Source organism: Ammoniphilus sp. YIM 78166, assembly GCF_004522215.1.
Classification (GTDB): Bacteria; Bacillota; Bacilli; order Aneurinibacillales; family RAOX-1; genus YIM-78166.
In genome coordinates, this window is sequence record NZ_SDLR01000009.1 from 279 (window position 1) to 18,302 (window position 18,024).

An 18,024-nucleotide genomic window follows, 5' to 3' on the forward strand; every position below is an offset into this window, starting at 1 on the left:
ATTTGAGGGCATCAAGCGGAACCTTTGATTCCCTGATCCGGGCCTCGGCATGCTTGGAGGGCATCAAACGGCAGCTTTGATTCCCTGATCCGGACCTCGGCTGGATTTGAGGGCATCAAGCGGAACCTTTGATTCCCTGATCCGGACCTCGGCTGGATTTGAGGGCATCAATCGGAACCTTTGATTCCCTGATCCCCGCCTCCCCTAGCCCCGAGGGCATCAAAATGACTTGCGCTAGATTCGATTGGTGTATCTTGACATCAAGGGGTTTACACCCTCAAATTAGACCTGGACTCGAAATCATTTATCTATGCTCTATCAACCTAAAACGCCCAATTCCCCCTTCTAAATACGGCTTCTCGTTTGCCGTCCTCGGTCTCCCCATCAATATCCATTTCTGCAGATCCAATCATAAAGTCTACATGAGTGATGCTATCATTGAGCCCGACCTTAGCTAGTTGTTCCTTGGACATTGTGGATCCTCCTTCCAAACAAGAAGCAAAAGAATTACCTATGGCTAAGTGACTGGATGCATTCTCATCAAAAAGGGTATTATAGTAAATCAAATTGGAGCTAGAGATAGGGGAATGATGAGGAACTAGGGCGATTTCTCCTAGGTAGTGAGCTCCTTCATCGATTTCGATCATCGCCTTTAACGTTTCATGTCCCTTCTCTGCCTGATATTCCACGATTCTGCCATTTTCAAATTTGATCCAAAAGTTCTCGATCAGATTTCCCTGGTAGCTTAATGGTTTTGTACTGTGAACCACACCTTTGGTGCCATATTTCACAGGGGAAGTGTATACCTCCTCCGTAGGCATGTTGGCGTTAAAGAGAATTCCTATTTCGTTTTTCGTAGCTCCTCCGTGCCACAGATGTCCTTTTGGGAGTTCCACTGTGAGTTCGGTTCCTGGTGCTTTATAGTGAAGTTTCTTATATTGCTTGTGGTTTAGGTATTGAACCTTCTCCCGAAGAGTCGCATTATGTTTCTCCCAGTTAGCGACCGGATCATCTTGATCTGCACGAGTGGCTGTAAAGATAGCATTCCATAAAGCTTCTACAGCTTCTTGTTCTCCTAAATGAGGAAATACCTTTTTCGCCCAAGGTATGGAGGGGGCCGCCACAATGGACCAACTCATGCGATGGGTGGTGATGTATTCTCTCCAGGTTTTTAAAGCCACACCGGCCGCCTTGGAGTATGCCGTAATTCGCTCTGCGTCTACCCCTTTTAATAGTTCAGGATCCTCCGATTGTACGAATAGGTAAGCGCCGCCACCCTGGGCTATCTCTTCAAGCGCTTTTGCTCTCCATACGGGGTATTCATGGAACGCTTCATTAGGAGCTAGATCGTATTTAAGACGAGTGCATCCCTCGTCTTGCCACTCTACATGGACGTGCTTGGCCCCAGCTTCATACCCCTTTTTCACCACAAGTCGGATAAAGTCAACAGCATGGATAGGAGCATTCACCCATAAGGTCTGATTGGGTTGGATATTAACCCCCACTTTGATAGCTAGCTCGGCATACTTTTCAAGAAAATGCAACATAACAGATCCTCCTTTTTTTGTGTGTATAGCCATTAGGCTCACACCAATCCGTTGGTCTTATATAATCTTCCCTTTCTCATTTCTAGGTACTTCATCGGCTGCTCCGTCCGAATTTGGTTTACCTTGGATAGCTCGAGAGAAACGATAATTAATTCCTCGTTATTTCCACATTGAGCCAGGATATGCCCCTCAGGTGAGATCACAGCACTTTTTCCGAAGAATAATGCGCTTTTTTCAAGTCCTACTTTATTGGTTGCCGCGATGTAGAGTTGATTTTCTAGGGCTCTCGACTTTAGAAAAATCTCTTGGTGGGGTTCATAAGGGACATTATGCGCATTCAGCACCATAATCAGCTTGGCTCCCTTCAGGGCATAGATTCTAGCCATTTCAGGAAATTCTAGGTCGAAGGTCATCAGAATGGCCACATCGCCAGCTTCTGTTTCGAAGATGGGAATTTCTTGGCCAGGAGTAAAATAAGATTGCTCATAATCAAACAGGTGAACCTTACGATAAATCCCTTTTATACTTCCATCCTTACCGATCATCGCTGCGGAGTTATAATATCGATTTTTTTTAATCTCAGGGAAGCCCACAATAACACCCACACCGGTTTCCTTGGCCTTTTCTTGAATTCGCTGTATGCTTTCCCCATCCCACGGCTCTGCCAGTTCTTTTAATCTTTCCTGGATAAAATGCCCGGTAAGAAATAATTCAGGAAACAGAATATAATCCACGTTTTTATGACGACACTCCTCTATCGTAGATAGAATTCTGTTTAAATTAGTGCTTTTCTCAAAGAGTGTTCCCTTTAGTTGGGCCAGCGCAATAGTTAAAATCACCGTCTTTCACTTCCTTCCTTGCGGTATTCTATTAATTTCTTTGCAATCGTGGATTGGTTCGTCTGAAGCAATTCCGCCACCTTGTAGGTGCTTTTATGTTTTTCGTAAGCTTTCGTGATTAATTGCTTTTCAATCATTCTTTTTGCCTCTTTAAGCGGCATGATTGGAAATTCTAAATCGCCTTTCAGCATTCTTTCATTCCCTTTAAAAAAGTAAGGAGGCAAATGCTGAAGCTGGATTTCATTCTGTTCTGTTGTAATAAAAAGCCGTTCAATCACATTCTCTAATTCTCTTACATTGCCAGGCCAATCGTATTTACCAAATACTTCAAGAACATCGGGATGAATTTTCTTGAACATGCCATATTTGTTAATCAACCTTTCCAAAAACTTACGCGATAAAAATTCAATATCCTCTACCCGTTCGTTCAGCGGTGGAATCTCAATCGGCACGACATTAAGACGATAATATAAATCTTCCCGGAACCTCTTTTTTTGGACAAGCTCATGTAAATTTTGATTGGTAGCAGCAATGATTCTGACATCAATCGGAATTTGATCCGTTCCTCCTATAGGACGGATACTATTTTCTTGGAGCACTTCTAGTAGCTTCACCTGCAGATTTAAGGGGATCTCACCAACTTCATCTAAAAAAAGAGTCCCCCCATTTGCCATTTCAAATATTCCTTTCTTTCCTCCTTTTTGACCACCTGTAAAGCTGCCATGGGTATAACCGAAAAGTTCAGCTTCCATTAAGGGCTCCGGTATAGCTCCGCAGTTAACGGAAAGGAAGCTTTTGTCCGCGCGATGGCTAGATTTATGAATCAATTTAGCAATCATACTTTTACCGGTACCCGATTTTCCTAATAACAAAATGATCGAGTCCACGTAGGAGATCTTTCTCACGATATCCATTACCTCTCGCATTTTAGAAGAATGAGAAACGAACGATGTATCCGCTAAGAACAATTCATGCTCAGCCTTGGCGACATGTACATCCTCATGATCTGCTCTTAAAGCGATAGTCGTTTCCCAGCCCCTTTTTATAAGGATGATTTCTACTGGAGGAAGGCAGAATTTGATCATTTTCTCTTCTTCAACGATCTCATTCATATGGTTTTCTAATAAACTATGGATGAGCGTCACAGATTCTTCATTATGGAAGGAACGGATAATTGATAATTGCTTTTCGTTAAATAGAAAGGCTCTTTTTTCCGCTGAGTGAACCACCCAATCTTGATTCACTTTTAATTGACTAATGATCATCTTGTCACCCCACAATGATATTTGGCATTATAATGTTTTTTGGCATTATTTCTGTTCAATACCTTTCATCTCATAAACCATTAGGTTTAGCGTCCAAAAACGATAATGATATTTTTCATTATTTCCTTGTATTTTATCTAATAATTCCTTCTTTTCAAAGCTTTTTATCTTGGCACGTTACTTGCTTTAGAAAAATATGTACGTATTAAACAGGAGAAGGAGGGGGTTTTATTTGAAAACTAGTGAACGGGGGAATATGCATGCCTGATCAACAAGCACACCATTTTCAACGATCTTTGACGCTATTGCCACTTGTAATACTCGGCCTCGCTTACATGGCCCCCATGACGGTTTTCTCTACCTATGGGGTTGTAACGCAAGTATCCCATGGATTGATTCCGTCTGCTTACTTGGTCGCCCTTGTTGCCATGCTATTTACGGCATATAGCTATGGAAGGATGGTGAAAGTTTTTCCTTTTTCAGGATCAGCGTATACCTATACCCAGAAGACCATGAGCTCCCGTTTAGGTTTCCTTGTAGGTTGGGCTGTGTTAATGGATTATCTATTCTTACCTATGATTAATGTATTGCTTTGTGGTATTTTTTTGTCTGCTGCTTTCCCATCTATTCCTGCTTGGATCTGGATGGTTTCGTTTGTTGCCATGATGACTGGGATTAATATCGTTGGTATTCGAATGACATCCATGGTGAATGGAGTGCTTGTAGCGTTTCAATTTCTTGTGACTATCCTTTTTGTTATTCTTGCCATGAAAGGAATTGCAAAAGGGATGGGGATGGGTACCTTTATCTCGGCCCTTCCTTTTTATAATCCTGAGGTCTCTTTTAGCTTTATCATGGCTGGGGCTTCCATCCTGTGCTTATCATTCCTAGGTTTTGATGCTGTTACTACGTTGTCTGAAGAAACGGTTACTCCAAAGAAAACGGTACCGAGAGCGATCTTTCTTGTGGCCTTGATTGGCGGTTTTCAATTTATCTTTGTTTCTTATATCGCTCAATTGGTTTATCCTGATTTCAACTCCTTTCGGGTCATCGATTCCGCCGCCTTTGAGATTGCCGAATTCATTGGAGGTCCCGTGTTTGCTTCCATCTTTTTGGCAGGGATGATTACTTCAACCATCGCATCGGGGATGTCCTCTCATGCCAGTGCATCTCGTTTGCTCTTTGCGATGGGTCGCGAATCCGTATTGCCGTCCAAGCTCTTTGGCTATGTGCACCCTAGGTATAAAACGCCATCTCGAAACATCCTACTGATTGGCTTGTTTTCCTTATCTGCTTTGGTGTTTGATTTAGCGACTGCGGCTTCATTTATTAATTTCGGCGCACTTGTTGCCTTTACATTCGTCAATCTTTCCGTTATTTCTCATTACTACGTAAGAAACAAGGAGCGGAGCGGGAAGGATTTTCTTTTGAATCTTTTGATGCCTGCGACAGGGGCAGGCTTTACCCTATGGCTCTGGAGCAATCTAGATAGCAAATCAATCCTTCTTGGTCTGTTCTGGGTAAGTGTAGGATTTGGCTACTTGCTTTACTTGACTCGTTTTTTCTCCAAAAGACCCCCAGAATTTCATTTTGAGGAGGATTTAAAGGAGGATTTCCAAGTTTCTACTAACCCTGAGCAAAGGAGCTTACAACCATGATTTCAACCGCGTTGATCTATCATGAGGATTACGAAAAGCATGATACAGGCAATCAGATCTACTCATTTCGTGAAGACAGCCGTATGCATGTGGGGTTTGAATTTGAAAACGCATTCAGAATTCGCTATATAAGAGAAATGCTGGAGAAAACAGGGCTGCTTCACCATATGTCTGAGTTTCTACCAACTCCTGCAAAGGATATAGACCTTCTGCGGGTACACTCTCAAACCCACATAGATAGATTGAGAGATTTATGCCAGAGAGGAAACCGAGTTCTTGGCCATGATGCATTTGGATGTCCTTCATCCGAATCCATTGCCCGTCTGGCTGCCGGCGGTGCCATGTTGGGTGTAGAACAAGTCCTTCGAGAAGGTCCCATTAAACAAGCTTATGCCCTTATTCGTCCTCCTGGGCATCATGCTGGTATCGAACAAGCCATGGGTTTTTGCCTCTATAACAATGTAGCGATCGCAGCCCGCTATGCGAGGGAGGTATTTGGCATCGAACGAGTGGCCATCGTAGATTGGGATGTTCATCACGGGAATGGAACCCAGGAAATCTTCTATGGCGATCCCCATGTCCTGTTTATTTCAATGCATGAAGCAAGCTACTATCCATTAAATGCTGGTCATATGACAGAGCTAGGGAGAGATTCAGGCGAAGGCTACAATATCAATATTCCTCTTCCACCTGCAACAGGAGAAGAAGGCTACCGAATGGCCATCGAAGAGCTGGTTCTCCCTATCCTGGAACAATACAGGCCTCAATTGCTCCTAGTTTCCGCAGGACAGGATTCGAATGGTCTGGACCCGCTCTCCCGAATGATGATGATGCGTCCAGGATTTCGATACATGGCTAAAGCATTTAGAGAACTAGCTAATAGGATTTGTGACGGACGATTGGTGTTATTCCAGGAAGGTGGGTATAGCCTACCCTACCTACCTATTGCAACTTTAGGAGTCATGGAGGGATTAATGAATTGCGAAGTTGATTTTCACGATCCCCATGTGATCCCACCCCGCCCCATTGTAGGTGAATTAGTAGATGCCATCACACAATGCAAACAAACCTTTTCACCTTATTGGAAGATATAAGAGGACCAATAAATAAATAAATAAATAAATAAATAAATATGTAGGAGGAAACATCATGAGCGAAAAAGTAACAATAGGACTTATTCAGTTAAAGTGCGGAGAGAATATCGATCAAAATGTTCAACATACCATTAGTAAAATAAAAGAAGCTGCTGCAAAAGGCGCTCAAATCGTTTGTTTACAGGAATTATTTAACTCCCAATATTTTTGCCAATCCGTAGCTGTTCAAAACTACGACCTGGCAGAACCAGTTGATAGCCCAACTCTTCAAACCCTGGGCGAATTGGCTAGAAGTCTGGAAATTGTACTCATCGTTCCTTTTTACGAAAAAGCGGCCAGAGGCGTGTATTTTAATAGCGCTGTTGTTTTTGATGCAGATGGGACTAACTTGGGAACCACTCGGAAAAACCATATTCCTGAAGGCCCACAGTACCATGAAAAGTATTATTTTGTACCGGGTAATACAGGATACCCCGTCTATAATACTCGCTATGGGAAAATTGGGATTGGCATCTGCTGGGACGAATGGTTTCCTGAAGTAGCCAGGATCCTTGCCCTCCAGGGCGCTGAAATTCTGTTTTACCCTTCTGCTATTGGTTCTGAGCCGGACCATCCAGAACTTTCTACCCGCCGGATATGGGAAAAAGCAATCTCGGCCCATGGCATTTCCAATGGTGTTTTTATCGCCGCTGTCAATCGAGTGGGGCAAGAACGAGAAATGTCTTTCTATGGGGGTAGTTTTGTTAGTGACCCATTTGGGGATATTATCCAGTCACTAGATGATGAGGAAGGAGTATTGATTCAAGAAATTAATCGATCCCAAATCGACTTTGCACGTAACTTATTGCAGTTCCTCCGCGACCGACGCCCGGAAACCTATGGGCCGCTTCTGAAGCAAGAGGATTTTAACTAAAATAAAAATAAAAAGAAAAGTACCACTAAACTAAACTTAGTGGTACTTTTCGTTATTCAATTTCTTCCTCTTTCTTACACCGGATCTGCGCCAAGACCATTCCAGGAAGAATATAATCTCCCTCACTGACCCATATTTGCTCAACTCTCCCATAGTGCTCCATGATTACTTCCTCAATTCCTGATTCGGTCTTAATGAGTAACAAGGTCTCCCATTGATCAATCCAGGCAGATGGTTCACATAAAATTTTCAATACTTCCCCTTGGAATGGACTAATAACTTTTTCTCCCGTTAGCATGTTACCCCACCCTCTATAGCAATCTAGTTACGAACTAATACTGTTGCAATTTTCACGCCAAAGCAGCAAGGTGTGTAGAAGTGGCTCAGCCTTCCTTCCAAATTATGCATTATTGCATAATTATTCAATGTTACATATAAAAATTAAGCAAAATCCGCTTCTGCACCGCTATTTCAATTGGCATAGATCTTGCTTGATACATTATTAGAACGACAATAAGAAGTACTGTACTTCGAGCTTGAGGAGATGATTTTTATGCAACCCAAACTTTTCTTAGTTGCTGTTCTACTTTCCATGATCTTAATTTAAGGTGTGTTTATAGTTTTAGAAGAAGTTTCATAAACCTATAAATACACTGGAGGATCATACTATGAAATACCCATTATCACCTGACGTTAAACCTGAATTTTGTACCACCGGTACATTTATGAGACTGCCTTCCCATCGCGAAAATGCGAAGGTTGCTATATTAGGAATGCCTTTCGATACAGCTGCATCCTTTAGAGTAGGAGCACGGTTTGCCCCACAGGCCATCCGTCAAGCTTCCATGACTTTGTTTCCTTATCACCCAATCAGTAAGGTTTATCCTTTTGAAGATACGAACGCTATGGATATCGGCGATGTGCCTGTTATCCCGCATAACATTCACCGTAGCTATGATTTAATGGAAGAATCCGTACTCAGCCTTATGAATCAAGGAATTATTCCTATAGGTTTGGGCGGGGATCACTCGGTTACTCTTGCGAGTTTAAGAGCGGCAGCCAAGGTTTACGGTCCTGTAGCCATGATTCATTTTGATTCCCATACGGATACGTGGGACACGTATTATGATGAGAAATACTGGCATGGCTCACCTTTTATCCGTGCACATGAAGAAGGACTGCTTGTACCGGAAAAGGTGTTCCAGTTGGGTATACGAGGAACACTGAATCATCCTGGGGATCTTGAAGCTAGCTATGACTTGGGCTATAACGTGGTCACTACACCAGAAATCCGTCAACGTGGGTTTAACAATATCCTGCAGCAAATGAAAGAAGCGATCGGCGATACCCCTTGTTTCTTGACGTTTGACATCGATTTTGTCGATCCTTCTTGTGCACCTGGAACCGGCACCCTCGAGGTCGGAGGATTCAGCAGTCTAGAAACGCTAGAAATGGTTCGTTCGCTTTCTGGTTTCAACTATATTGGATTTGACTTGGTTGAGGTTCTGCCTCCTTACGACCCAACTCAAATCACGTCCCTTTTGGCAGCTACCCTAGTTCATGATTTTGCCAGTCTGGTAGCTTTAAAATTAAAGAAATAAACCATTCCCCCACTTCATTCTTCTTCGAAGTGGGGTTCCATAGTTTACGCAGATAAAAACAAAAAGCAGAAACGGATCTGCTTTTTGTTTACCTTCTGTATTCACTTCCTTACCATCCACGGTCGGCCATACGCTCATTTTGGAGTAAGGTGCTGATCTCGATGCCCTTCATCGCATTTCCTAAATTTTTGGATAACTGCCCAATTAAGGCATAATCTTCATAATGGGTCGTCGCTTCCACAATCGCTCGAGCGAATTTTTCCGGATGATCCGATTTAAAAATACCCGAACCCACAAACACTCCATCTGAACCCAAATGCATCATCAAGGCCGCATCAGCAGGCGTAGCGACTCCGCCCGCAGCAAAATTGACCACAGGCAGTTTCCCATTTTTATGGACATACTCTAGTAACTCATAAGGCGCTCCTAGATTTTTCGCTTCCGCCATTAATTCATCGAAGGCCATACTTTGAACCTTCCGAATTTGACTCTGCATCGTACGTTGGTGTCGAACGGCCTCCACAATGTTTCCCGTTCCCGGCTCTCCTTTTGTCCTGATCATGGAAGCACCTTCCCCAATGCGTCGAAGGGCTTCGCCTAAATCGCGCGAACCGCATACAAAAGGAACCGTAAATTCTTTTTTATTAATATGGAATACTTCATCGGCAGGCGTTAACACTTCACTCTCATCGATATAATCGACACCCAACGCTTCCAGCACTCTGGCTTCGACCAGATGGCCTATTCGTGCTTTGGCCATAACAGGAATCGAAACGGCACTCATGACTTCCTCCACAATCGTGGGATCTGCCATTCTCGCCACTCCGCCTGCCGCACGAATGTCAGCAGGCACTCTTTCCAAAGCCATAACGGCAACGGCTCCTGCCGCTTCCGCAATTCTTGCTTGCTCCGCATTGACAACATCCATAATGACGCCGCCTTTTTGCATTTCTGCCATTCCTCGTTTTACGCGAATTGTACCTTCATTTATCATCTTGTTGTGCCCCCTGTTGGTTTGTTTTGTTTTGTTATACCCATCCTCGAATTTTAACCGCTTCTACCATTCGCTTTAGCCCTACAATATAAGCAGATAATCGCATGTTGACTTTTTTATCGATCGAGGTCTGGTAGACCTGTTGGAATGATTGAGTGAGGATTTTCTCTAATTTTTCATTGACCTCCTCTTCAGACCAGTAGTATCCTTGGTTGTTTTGCACCCATTCAAAGTAAGAAACCACCACTCCCCCTGCACTGGCTAGCACATCAGGAACGATGAGCACTCCACGTTCCGTTAGAATTTCTGTCGCCTTCGCCGTTGTTGGACCATTAGCAGCCTCTACTAGAATCTTCGCTTTAATATCTGGTGCGTTTTGTTCCGTAATCTGATTTTCAATCGCAGCCGGCACCAGGATGTCGCACTCTTGAACGAGCAGCTCTTGATTGGAGATGCTGTTCTTAAACAGATTCGTCACGGTACCGAATGAGTCTCGCCTATCGAGCAAGTAAGGGATATCTAATCCTTGCGGGTCGTAGAGTGCCCCGTACGCATCTGAGATTCCAACCACCTTAGCCCCCGCCTCATAAAGGAACTTCGAGAGGAAACTTCCGGCATTGCCGAAGCCTTGAACAATCACCCTTGCCCCCTCTACTGAAATTCCTGCCCTTTTGGCAGCTTCCCGCAATACGATCGTTACACCTTTTGCGGTCGATGATTCTCTTCCGGCCGACCCACCAAGCACGAGTGGCTTTCCTGTGATAAAGCCGGGCGATTCAAATTCACGAATCTCACTGTATTCATCCATCATCCAAGCCATGATCTGTGAATTCGTGAAAACATCAGGAGCCGGGATATCCTTGGTTGGTCCGACAAGTTGGCTGATGGCCCGCACGTACCCGCGGCTTAAACGTTCTAATTCACGCATCGACAGGGCTCTCGGGTCACATTGAATCCCGCCTTTTCCTCCACCATAAGGAAGCCCGGTAATGCCGCTTTTAATGCTCATCCAAATAGAAAGGGCTTTCACTTCTTCTTCTGTCACATCCGGATGAAAACGAATGCCACCTTTTGTCGGTCCCACCGCATCATTATGCTGAGCGCGATAGCCGGTAAATACCTGCACCGTCCCGTCATCCATCCGGACAGGAATGCGCACAGTCAACAACCGAAGCGGCTCCTTCATCAGCTCATACGTGGCCGTATCCCCTCCTAAATAACCCAATGCTTCCTTAATAATGTTTTGTGTCGATTCAAATAAAGAGGCTTTCTTTTTCTCATGATCCACAATAGTAGCCAAAATGATGACTCTCCTTTTCAAATGAGCAATTAGGCGCAAGCAAATTTCCTTCGTTCTGAGGGATGAATGCTCTCGATAAAGTATTAATGCAATTCTTATGCCAAAACATAAAGAAAACTTGGCTGGCGCCCTTATGCAGATATAGAATTCTAGATATCTTCTAAATTCTTATCTGGTAAAAAAGGAAGGAGGTTAACCCTCCTTCAAATGAGAGGATAGAGTCCACGCAGTGGACGTAAAGGTGTGGTCACACCCGACGAGATGCCAGGGTTCCTTCCACAGCAATAGAGCAAAGCCCTACCCTTATTCAAGCAAGAACTATGCCAAGCTATGAGTTATAGGGCATTTTGCCAAAAATGCATAGCTAATGAATTTTTGAATAATCTGGAGGACAAAAAAAGCTGATCTCACGCTCGTGAAATCAGCTTTTTTGGAATTTTCCCCTTATGGCCTCTCTTTCGGTGTGTAGTTAATGATGAAGTAACCCATGATGAGTAAGAGGATGACAAAAGCATAGATTAACGTGTTGGTCGGACTCTCATGATCGACGATGATGAAACGAACCATCGCCGTAATTCCTATATACATAAAATAGCGAATAGGAAAGTGATACTGTTCCTTAAAATATTTGACGATCATCGAGATAAACTCAAAATATAAAAAAAAGAGCAGGATATTCTCAAGGGAGTGATACGTACTTTCATGACCAGCCATCAAGATCGCACTGAATAGGTATAATTCCCTGGAGAGAAAAAGGACTAATATAGCGGCAAGAAAAGCAAGGGATACATTAAGAACCAACTGTAATGAGGATGCTATCCATGACAGCTTGAGCATTTTACAACGGCCTCTCGACTTTCTTCTATTATATAGTACTCCTCTTCGTCTTGCGTTTCATCCCCATAGGATTCCGTGACCCGATCCCGGCAAGAAAGGCATTCTGGGCGATTCCTTTCCCAAGGCGCTAACTCCTGCCCGCAGCTTATACACAAATCTAGTAGTTCCATTTCTACATCCTCCTTTGGTTATCAATCTAACTTCATACCTTTGCAAGGACTATGCCATGGAGTGAATGCTCTTAGAGTTATGCAAAAATGCATAGTTATGTAGCCGTGCATAGTCCTGTGTTCTTTTTCACTACTCAACCCCCGAACTCTTGCATCTCTAATCTTGGCATCGATCTTGCATATTAACTTAGGCGAGCGGGGTAATCAGAAAAATTAAAGGAGTTGTTAAGCATTGATCCAACTGAACATGTTTATTAATGGAGAATGGGTTCAGGCACAAAGCGGAAAGACAAGAGAAATTATGAATCCTGCGAACGGCCAAATCATTGCTGTAGCGGCCGAGGGGGATGTTGTAGATGCCCAAAATGCCATCGAGGTCGCGAGACAGGCTTTTGACAGCGGCGTATGGTCGGACCTCTCCCCTGCTGCTCGAGCCTCCTTCTTATTTAAAGTGGCTGACAAATTAGAAGAAAGAGCCGAAGAAATCGCTCACTTAGAGACGCTTGACAATGGGAAGCCCTTACGGGAAACCCGCTTTGATGTAGCCGATGCAGCCGCTTGCTTCCGTTATTATGCGGGGCTGGTCACGAAGCCGGATGGCCAGACCTATCATGTGGCGGATCCCATGCAAGCGATGGTGGTCCGGGAACCGGTCGGTGTCTGCGGGCTCATTGTTCCTTGGAACTATCCTTTACTTATGGGAGTATGGAAAATTGCTCCAGCCTTAGCGGCCGGCAATACGATCGTTTTTAAACCATCCGAAGTAACCCCTGTTACCTCGATTAAGCTGTTTGAAATTCTTCAAGAAGTAGGGATCCCAAAAGGAGTTGCGAACTTGGTGATGGGACCAGGAGCAACGGTGGGAAATGAACTGGCAGAAAATGTGAACGTGGATAAAATCTCGTTTACCGGTGGAACCGCTACCGGGCGCAGCATTATGAAAGCCGCAACAAGCAACATCAAGAAGATTTCCTTGGAGCTAGGAGGCAAGTCCCCCAATATCGTGTTTGCCGATGCTGACTTTGAGACCGCTGTGGACTATGCCCTCTTCGCGATCTATGCCAACCAAGGCCAAGTATGCGCAGCAGGCTCTCGACTGCTGCTTGAAGAAAGCATACATGATCGTTTCTTAGAGCGCCTAGCCGAACGAGCCCAGCACATTCGTGTGGGTCCGGGAACCGATCCACAAACCGAGATGGGGCCGTTAATCAGTCAGGCTCATATGGAAAAGGTTCTCTCTTATGTGGAGATTGGTAAGCAAGAAGGTGCACGATTGGTTTGTGGTGGCAATCGCCTGCAGGATGGAGGGCTGGATCAAGGCTTTTTCATGGAGCCGACGATCTTTGCGGATACCACGCCTGACATGCGAATCGTGCAAGAAGAAATCTTCGGCCCCTTCCTCGCCGTACAAAAATTCAAGGATGAAGCGGATGCGATTCGCCTCGCCAATCATACCGTTTACGGATTGGCTGGAGGAGTTTTTACATCGGACGGCGCCAAAGCAATGCGGGTGATTAAAAAGCTGCGGGCTGGAATTACGTGGGTAAATTGCTATCATCCTACGTACAATGAGGCTCCTTGGGGGGGCTACAAACAGAGCGGTATTGGACGTGGACTGGGAACATTCGGCTTTGATGAGTTCACAGAGGTCAAGCAAATCAACATTAATCTGCAAGTCGAGCCAATTGGCTGGTTTGAAAAATAAAACGACTAGAAAACAAACAACAGGAGGGTTATGATGGTTAGTCAACCTAAAGTAAAAGAAGATTTAAAAACGAAATATGCAGAGGTATATGCTTATACGAATCAGGTGCTTAACCTGATCGATAAAGAAGAGATTACAAAAGAAGAAGCGGCATGGATTACCAGACAAACGGTCGATAATTTCCGCGATCACGTCAATCCAGGGTTCCTTAATTACCGTAAGTCCGTAACTAAGGATGGGCAATTTGCGGCTGTCGAATGGAGAGACGCGGGTCCGAACTCGTTTATGGATGTCAACGGAAAAGAATATATTGATTGTCTAGGCGGTTTTGGAATTTATAATGTAGGCCATCGCCATCCGAAGGTCATCCAAGCGGTCACGAGTCAGATGAATCGCCAACCATTGCACAGTCAAGATCTGTTAGATCCCCTTCGTGCCATGTTAGCCAAGATCCTAGCAGACATTACGCCAGGAGATCTAAAATACTCTTATTTCGCCAACAGTGGAACAGAGACCGTCGAAGCGGCCATGAAGCTTGCCAAAATGCACACCGGACGCACGACCTTTATTGCCACGACACGCGCTTTCCATGGTAAAAGTCTTGGGGCCCTTTCCGCTACAGCGAAAGGCGTATTCCGTAAGCCCTTCCTCCCTATGATTCCTGGATTCCGTCATGTTCCTTTCGGTGACATTGATATGATGAGGAAAACGATGGAATCCTGCGCAATGGTCGGGGAAGACGTAGCCGCTATTATTTTGGAACCGATTCAAGGAGAAGGCGGCGTGAACTTGCCTCCAGAAGGGTATTTAAAGCAAGTCCGAGACTTATGTAACCAATTCGGGGCCCTTCTGATTTTTGATGAAGTCCAGACAGGAATGGGAAGAACCGGAAAGATGTTTTGTGCGGAACACTATGATGTGGTTCCCGATATCCTTTGTCTAGCTAAAGCCTTCGGGGGCGGTGTGATCCCGGCTGGTGCCGTAGTGGCAACGGAAGAAGTCTTTAAGAGCTTTTTCCCTAACCCCTTCATTCAAACGACAACCTTCGGTGGAAACCCGCTGGCTTGTGCAGCAGCTATTGCGACATTTAATGTACTCATCGAAGAGAACCTTCCAGCACGGGCAACTGAGCTAGGAGACTATATGATGAAAGGCCTTCGCGAAGCCGCCGCAGCCTACACAGATAAGGTCATGGAAGTTCGAGGCAAAGGGTTGCTCATCGGTGTCGAATTCCATAATGATGAAATTGGCTACGAAGTGTCGAAGGGATTATTCGATCATGGCGTTCTCGTAGCAGGTACCCTGATCAATGCCAAAACGATTCGGATTGAGCCGCCACTCACCATTAGCTATCAAGAGGCTGATCAAGTCATTTCTGCTTTCCGTAAGGTCCTCGGCCAAGTAAAGATCTAACCCGAATATCAAACAAGAGGCTGTTTCATCAGCCTCTTGTTTTTCCATAGGTCCCAGTTTTAAAGTATAATGGGATTAGTCAGACCAAATCCTTAGATCACCGGAGGAAGCCTATGGTTCCAAGTTCGTTTGTAAGAAGAGCGCCTGTCTTATCGCTGGATGGTACGGGCCATGATGTATGGGAGATCATGTCTCAGCAGCACGAGCCCTACGTCTTTATTACAGACCCCGCCTCCAGCTCGAAAATTATAGCCTACATCCGAAACACGGATATGATGGCTTCCCTAGACCATAACATACAGGGGAAGAATGTCAAAGTACGTGAACTCCCCTTGCATACCAAAGTCACCTTTATCCAAAAAGAAGCGGATATGATCGATTTTTTTAAGGTTTTCGGCGAAGAAGTCGTCATCCTTACCAATCTTCAGGGCGAGGCGGAAGGATACCTGAAGCGGGAAGACATTTTGTATTTTCTGTTGACGAATCAGTCGACGGGAACCGATTGGATTCGTTCCCTGCTCAACTCAATACCGATGGGGATCGTCATTACGGATACGGAGGGGAATATCGAGAATTCAAGCTCCGAGGCCCTTCGCATGATCAGAACCACCCCGGAAGAATTGCGCAAAAAAAGAATCGGAGAAATTCTCGATCAAGAGAAATTTGACAGCGTGATCAAGCACGGTGAAACCGTGATGAATTATATTATTGTAAACGAACGAATTGGCGTATTAACCGATATCGCTCCCATTCGAGACCAACATGGCCAGATTACAGGGAGCCTCATTATTTTGCAAGACCTCCCCTATATTGAAAATCTGGCGATGGAGCTAGAGTACGTCAAGAACTTAAATACGGACTTACAAGCCATTCTCTCTTCAATTTACGATGAGATCCTTGTCGTGGATCATAATGGGGTATTACTGCGTTATAGCGGCAATCTGATTCAGGACTTTTGGGAGACAGACAAAGAGCAGCTCATTGGAATTAACCTCATGGAACTGGAAAACGAAGGAACCTTCTTTTCCGCCATTGTGAAAATGGTCCTTGAACGTAGGAAAAAGATATCTGTTACTCAAGAAAGCCGATCGGGAAAAAATGTGTTAGCGGTAGGCAACCCGATCTTCAATGAAGAAGGAAAGTTAGGAAGAATTGTCATCGCTCTTCGCGACATAACAGAAACCGTCATGTTAAAAGAAGAATTGATTCAGGTCAAGAAAATGACCGAGCGATATAAAAAAGAACTGGAACAATTGAGGGACCAAAAAAGCTATAGCCGGAACCGCCAAGTCATTTATGCAAGTGAAAGCATAGAGAAAGTCATGAAGTATATTCAGAAGGTGGCCAACGTCTCCTCCACCGTCCTGTTAACAGGAGAATCAGGAGTCGGGAAAGAAGTGTTTGCCCGAACCATTCACGAAATGGGACCCCGAAGCACGAAGCCTTTTATTAAAGTGAATTGTGGCGCCATTCCGGAAGCCCTGCTGGAGAGCGAGCTGTTTGGCTATGAAAAAGGAGCGTTCACAGGCGCCAACGCAAGCGGCAAACCGGGCTACTTTCAAATGGCCAATCGCGGGATTCTGTTTTTGGACGAGGTAGGCGAAATGCCTTTGAATCTTCAAGTGAAACTGCTTCGTGTCCTCCAGGAGCGTGAGGTGATTCGGGTCGGCGGTACTCAAGTCGAAGAAGTCGATGTCCAAATCGTTACAGCAACGAATAAAAATCTGGAAAACATGGTGGAAGAAGGCCTTTTCCGAGAAGACCTCTTCTATCGCTTGAATGTGATTCCGATACACATTCCTCCCCTCAGAGAAAGACCAGAAGATATACCCCTGTTAAGCTTGCATTTTTTGCAGAAGTTTAATGAAAAGTATGAGCGCAATCACCAATTATCCCAAGATGCACTCGATATACTGGAGTCCTATGCCTGGCCTGGCAATGTCCGTCAATTGCAAAATATCATTGAGCGGATTGTCGTCACCTCGGATCAGGAACTGATAGAGTCTGACGAGATTTCTCCCCTTCTGAAAAAAGTGAAGGGCGATCGCACCCGAAGGATTCATAAAATCATGCCGTTAAAGGAAGCGACGAAAGCGCTCGAGGAACAGCTAATCAAAATGGCCATGGATGAGTATAAAACCACTTCCATGTCTGCCAAGGTGCTCGGAGTCAGCCAATCCACGATTAGCAGAAAATACCAAGAAATACAGGAAAAATTAGAACGAGGTGAGTCGATTGGTCTTCCAATTTGATGTTATTGCTCCTTTCGAGGGCGTGATTGAAGCGGTCTTTCGTCAAGCAGGAGAAACCGTCGAAGAAGGTGAGCCGCTGTTTATGCTGAAGGCCAACAATCTTGCCCATCCGATTCAAGCTCCTGTGACCGGACTCGCGTTGAACATCGAAGTCAACCAGGGGGAGTTTGTCCTAGCCGGAATGATCCTGGCTACGATTACGGAATCAGACCAAAGTTAAAAACTACAGCTCATAGACCCATCCTATCATTTAGGAGGGTCTTTTTTTATTAATAAAAAGCCCTGACCGATTGTTGGCGAGTTCCGTTACAAGGTGCAAAATTGATATTCACATGTTTTTTCGAGCGTCGATTCGCAAATGGAATCACCTTTTCTTTGTCTTGTTGTACATGGCTTTATCACTAAATCACAATAGAAATAACAGGGTAATTCACAG

Annotated in this window: 17 protein-coding genes; 8 read left to right on the forward strand and 9 right to left on the reverse strand. The window is 44.6% G+C overall.

Annotated features, from left to right (window positions below):
- Positions 1-323: 323 nt before the first annotated feature.
- From EIZ58_RS28120 to EIZ58_RS28130, 3 genes are read right to left on the reverse strand one after another with little or no spacing between them, the layout of a single operon-like run.
- Positions 324-1,547 carry an aminopeptidase gene (locus EIZ58_RS28120; protein WP_134704312.1) on the reverse strand — a complete coding sequence of 408 codons (1,224 nt, stop codon included), beginning with the start codon at positions 1,545-1,547 and terminating at the stop codon, positions 324-326.
- A 38-nt stretch (positions 1,548-1,585) separates the two neighbouring features.
- Positions 1,586-2,386, reverse strand: a complete 801-nt coding sequence (locus tag EIZ58_RS28125; RefSeq protein ID WP_134704313.1) for a carbon-nitrogen hydrolase family protein — start codon at positions 2,384-2,386, stop codon at positions 1,586-1,588.
- On the reverse strand, positions 2,383-3,651 hold the full coding sequence (locus EIZ58_RS28130) for a sigma-54 interaction domain-containing protein (RefSeq protein WP_240689442.1): 1,269 nt from the start codon (positions 3,649-3,651) through the stop codon (positions 2,383-2,385). Before EIZ58_RS28130 ends, EIZ58_RS28125 begins: the two co-directional genes overlap by 4 nt.
- Positions 3,652-3,911: 260 nt before the next feature.
- Between EIZ58_RS28130 and EIZ58_RS28135 the strand changes: the two genes are divergently transcribed.
- The 3 genes from EIZ58_RS28135 to EIZ58_RS28145 are packed head-to-tail and all read left to right on the forward strand — an operon-like array spanning position 3,912 to position 7,316.
- A complete protein-coding gene (locus EIZ58_RS28135; RefSeq protein WP_134704314.1) occupies positions 3,912-5,309 on the forward strand; it encodes an APC family permease in 1,398 nt (465 codons plus the stop codon).
- A complete protein-coding gene (locus tag EIZ58_RS28140; RefSeq protein ID WP_134704315.1) occupies positions 5,306-6,403 on the forward strand; it encodes a class II histone deacetylase in 1,098 nt (365 codons plus the stop codon). The genes EIZ58_RS28135 and EIZ58_RS28140 overlap by 4 nt, the downstream gene beginning before the upstream one ends.
- 55 nt (positions 6,404-6,458) lie before the next feature.
- Positions 6,459-7,316, forward strand: a complete 858-nt coding sequence (locus EIZ58_RS28145) for a carbon-nitrogen hydrolase (protein ID WP_134704316.1) — start codon at positions 6,459-6,461, stop codon at positions 7,314-7,316.
- 52 nt (positions 7,317-7,368) lie between these two features.
- Here the strand turns inward: EIZ58_RS28145 and EIZ58_RS28150 are convergent, their stop codons facing one another.
- On the reverse strand, positions 7,369-7,614 hold the full coding sequence (locus tag EIZ58_RS28150) for a biotin/lipoyl attachment domain-containing protein (protein WP_134704317.1): 246 nt from the start codon (positions 7,612-7,614) through the stop codon (positions 7,369-7,371).
- 370 nt (positions 7,615-7,984) lie between these two features.
- Here EIZ58_RS28150 and speB point away from each other — a divergent pair, with 370 nt between their 5' ends.
- Positions 7,985-8,917, forward strand: a complete 933-nt coding sequence (gene speB, locus EIZ58_RS28155) for an agmatinase (RefSeq protein ID WP_134704318.1) — start codon at positions 7,985-7,987, stop codon at positions 8,915-8,917.
- Here the strand turns inward: speB and EIZ58_RS33900 are convergent.
- The 5 genes from EIZ58_RS33900 to EIZ58_RS28175 form a co-directional block, all read right to left on the reverse strand.
- Positions 8,906-9,055 (reverse strand): hypothetical protein, encoded by a 150-nt coding sequence (locus tag EIZ58_RS33900; RefSeq protein ID WP_167578018.1) that lies wholly within the window; start codon positions 9,053-9,055, stop codon positions 8,906-8,908. The two genes, speB and EIZ58_RS33900, sit on opposite strands and share 12 nt — an antisense overlap.
- On the reverse strand, positions 9,027-9,911 hold the full coding sequence (gene pdxS / locus EIZ58_RS28160) for a pyridoxal 5'-phosphate synthase lyase subunit PdxS (protein ID WP_134704319.1): 885 nt from the start codon (positions 9,909-9,911) through the stop codon (positions 9,027-9,029). The genes EIZ58_RS33900 and pdxS overlap by 29 nt, the downstream gene beginning before the upstream one ends.
- Before the next feature lie 34 nt (positions 9,912-9,945).
- Positions 9,946-11,211: a Glu/Leu/Phe/Val family dehydrogenase gene (locus tag EIZ58_RS28165; RefSeq protein ID WP_240689443.1), complete on the reverse strand. Its 1,266-nt coding sequence runs from the start codon at positions 11,209-11,211 to the stop codon at positions 9,946-9,948.
- Between the two features lie 444 nt (positions 11,212-11,655).
- Positions 11,656-12,048, reverse strand: coding sequence for a phosphate-starvation-inducible protein PsiE (locus EIZ58_RS28170; protein WP_134704320.1), 393 nt, complete (start codon positions 12,046-12,048; stop codon positions 11,656-11,658).
- Positions 12,027-12,218 (reverse strand): hypothetical protein, encoded by a 192-nt coding sequence (locus EIZ58_RS28175; RefSeq protein ID WP_134704321.1) that lies wholly within the window; start codon positions 12,216-12,218, stop codon positions 12,027-12,029. Before EIZ58_RS28175 ends, EIZ58_RS28170 begins: the two co-directional genes overlap by 22 nt.
- Positions 12,219-12,465: 247 nt before the next feature.
- Between EIZ58_RS28175 and EIZ58_RS28180 the strand changes: the two genes are divergently transcribed.
- The 4 genes from EIZ58_RS28180 to EIZ58_RS28195 all read left to right on the forward strand — a co-directional run bounded on the left by EIZ58_RS28180 (position 12,466) and on the right by EIZ58_RS28195 (position 17,808).
- Complete coding sequence (locus EIZ58_RS28180; protein WP_370297827.1) at positions 12,466-13,923, forward strand: aldehyde dehydrogenase family protein; 1,458 nt, start codon at positions 12,466-12,468, stop codon at positions 13,921-13,923.
- Positions 13,924-13,956: 33 nt separating this feature from the next.
- Positions 13,957-15,336, forward strand: coding sequence for a putrescine aminotransferase (locus tag EIZ58_RS28185; protein WP_205672379.1), 1,380 nt, complete (start codon positions 13,957-13,959; stop codon positions 15,334-15,336).
- Between the two features lie 113 nt (positions 15,337-15,449).
- Complete coding sequence (locus tag EIZ58_RS28190; protein ID WP_134704324.1) at positions 15,450-17,588, forward strand: sigma 54-interacting transcriptional regulator; 2,139 nt, start codon at positions 15,450-15,452, stop codon at positions 17,586-17,588.
- On the forward strand, positions 17,563-17,808 hold the full coding sequence (locus tag EIZ58_RS28195; protein ID WP_240689444.1) for a biotin/lipoyl-containing protein: 246 nt from the start codon (positions 17,563-17,565) through the stop codon (positions 17,806-17,808). Before EIZ58_RS28190 ends, EIZ58_RS28195 begins: the two co-directional genes overlap by 26 nt.
- Positions 17,809-18,024 lie beyond the last annotated feature (216 nt).

Excerpts from the sequence above, each read along its gene's own strand:
- EIZ58_RS28140 (WP_134704315.1), top strand. The coding sequence starts at position 5,306 with ATGATTTCAACCGCGTTGATCTATCATGAGGATTACGAAAAGCATGAT.
- EIZ58_RS28120 (WP_134704312.1), bottom strand. The coding sequence starts at position 1,547 with ATGTTGCATTTTCTTGAAAAGTATGCCGAGCTAGCTATCAAAGTGGGG.
- EIZ58_RS28185 (WP_205672379.1), top strand. The coding sequence starts at position 13,957 with ATGGTTAGTCAACCTAAAGTAAAAGAAGATTTAAAAACGAAATATGCA.
- EIZ58_RS28135 (WP_134704314.1), top strand. The coding sequence starts at position 3,912 with ATGCCTGATCAACAAGCACACCATTTTCAACGATCTTTGACGCTATTG.
- EIZ58_RS28150 (WP_134704317.1), bottom strand. The coding sequence starts at position 7,614 with ATGCTAACGGGAGAAAAAGTTATTAGTCCATTCCAAGGGGAAGTATTG.
- EIZ58_RS28180 (WP_370297827.1), top strand. The coding sequence starts at position 12,466 with ATGTTTATTAATGGAGAATGGGTTCAGGCACAAAGCGGAAAGACAAGA.
- EIZ58_RS28190 (WP_134704324.1), top strand. The coding sequence starts at position 15,450 with ATGGTTCCAAGTTCGTTTGTAAGAAGAGCGCCTGTCTTATCGCTGGAT.
- pdxS (WP_134704319.1), bottom strand. The coding sequence starts at position 9,911 with ATGATAAATGAAGGTACAATTCGCGTAAAACGAGGAATGGCAGAAATG.
- EIZ58_RS28130 (WP_240689442.1), bottom strand. The coding sequence starts at position 3,651 with ATGATCATTAGTCAATTAAAAGTGAATCAAGATTGGGTGGTTCACTCA.
- EIZ58_RS28175 (WP_134704321.1), bottom strand. The coding sequence starts at position 12,218 with ATGGAACTACTAGATTTGTGTATAAGCTGCGGGCAGGAGTTAGCGCCT.
- EIZ58_RS33900 (WP_167578018.1), bottom strand. The coding sequence starts at position 9,055 with ATGAGCGTATGGCCGACCGTGGATGGTAAGGAAGTGAATACAGAAGGT.
- speB (WP_134704318.1), top strand. The coding sequence starts at position 7,985 with ATGAAATACCCATTATCACCTGACGTTAAACCTGAATTTTGTACCACC.
- EIZ58_RS28170 (WP_134704320.1), bottom strand. The coding sequence starts at position 12,048 with ATGCTCAAGCTGTCATGGATAGCATCCTCATTACAGTTGGTTCTTAAT.
- EIZ58_RS28145 (WP_134704316.1), top strand. The coding sequence starts at position 6,459 with ATGAGCGAAAAAGTAACAATAGGACTTATTCAGTTAAAGTGCGGAGAG.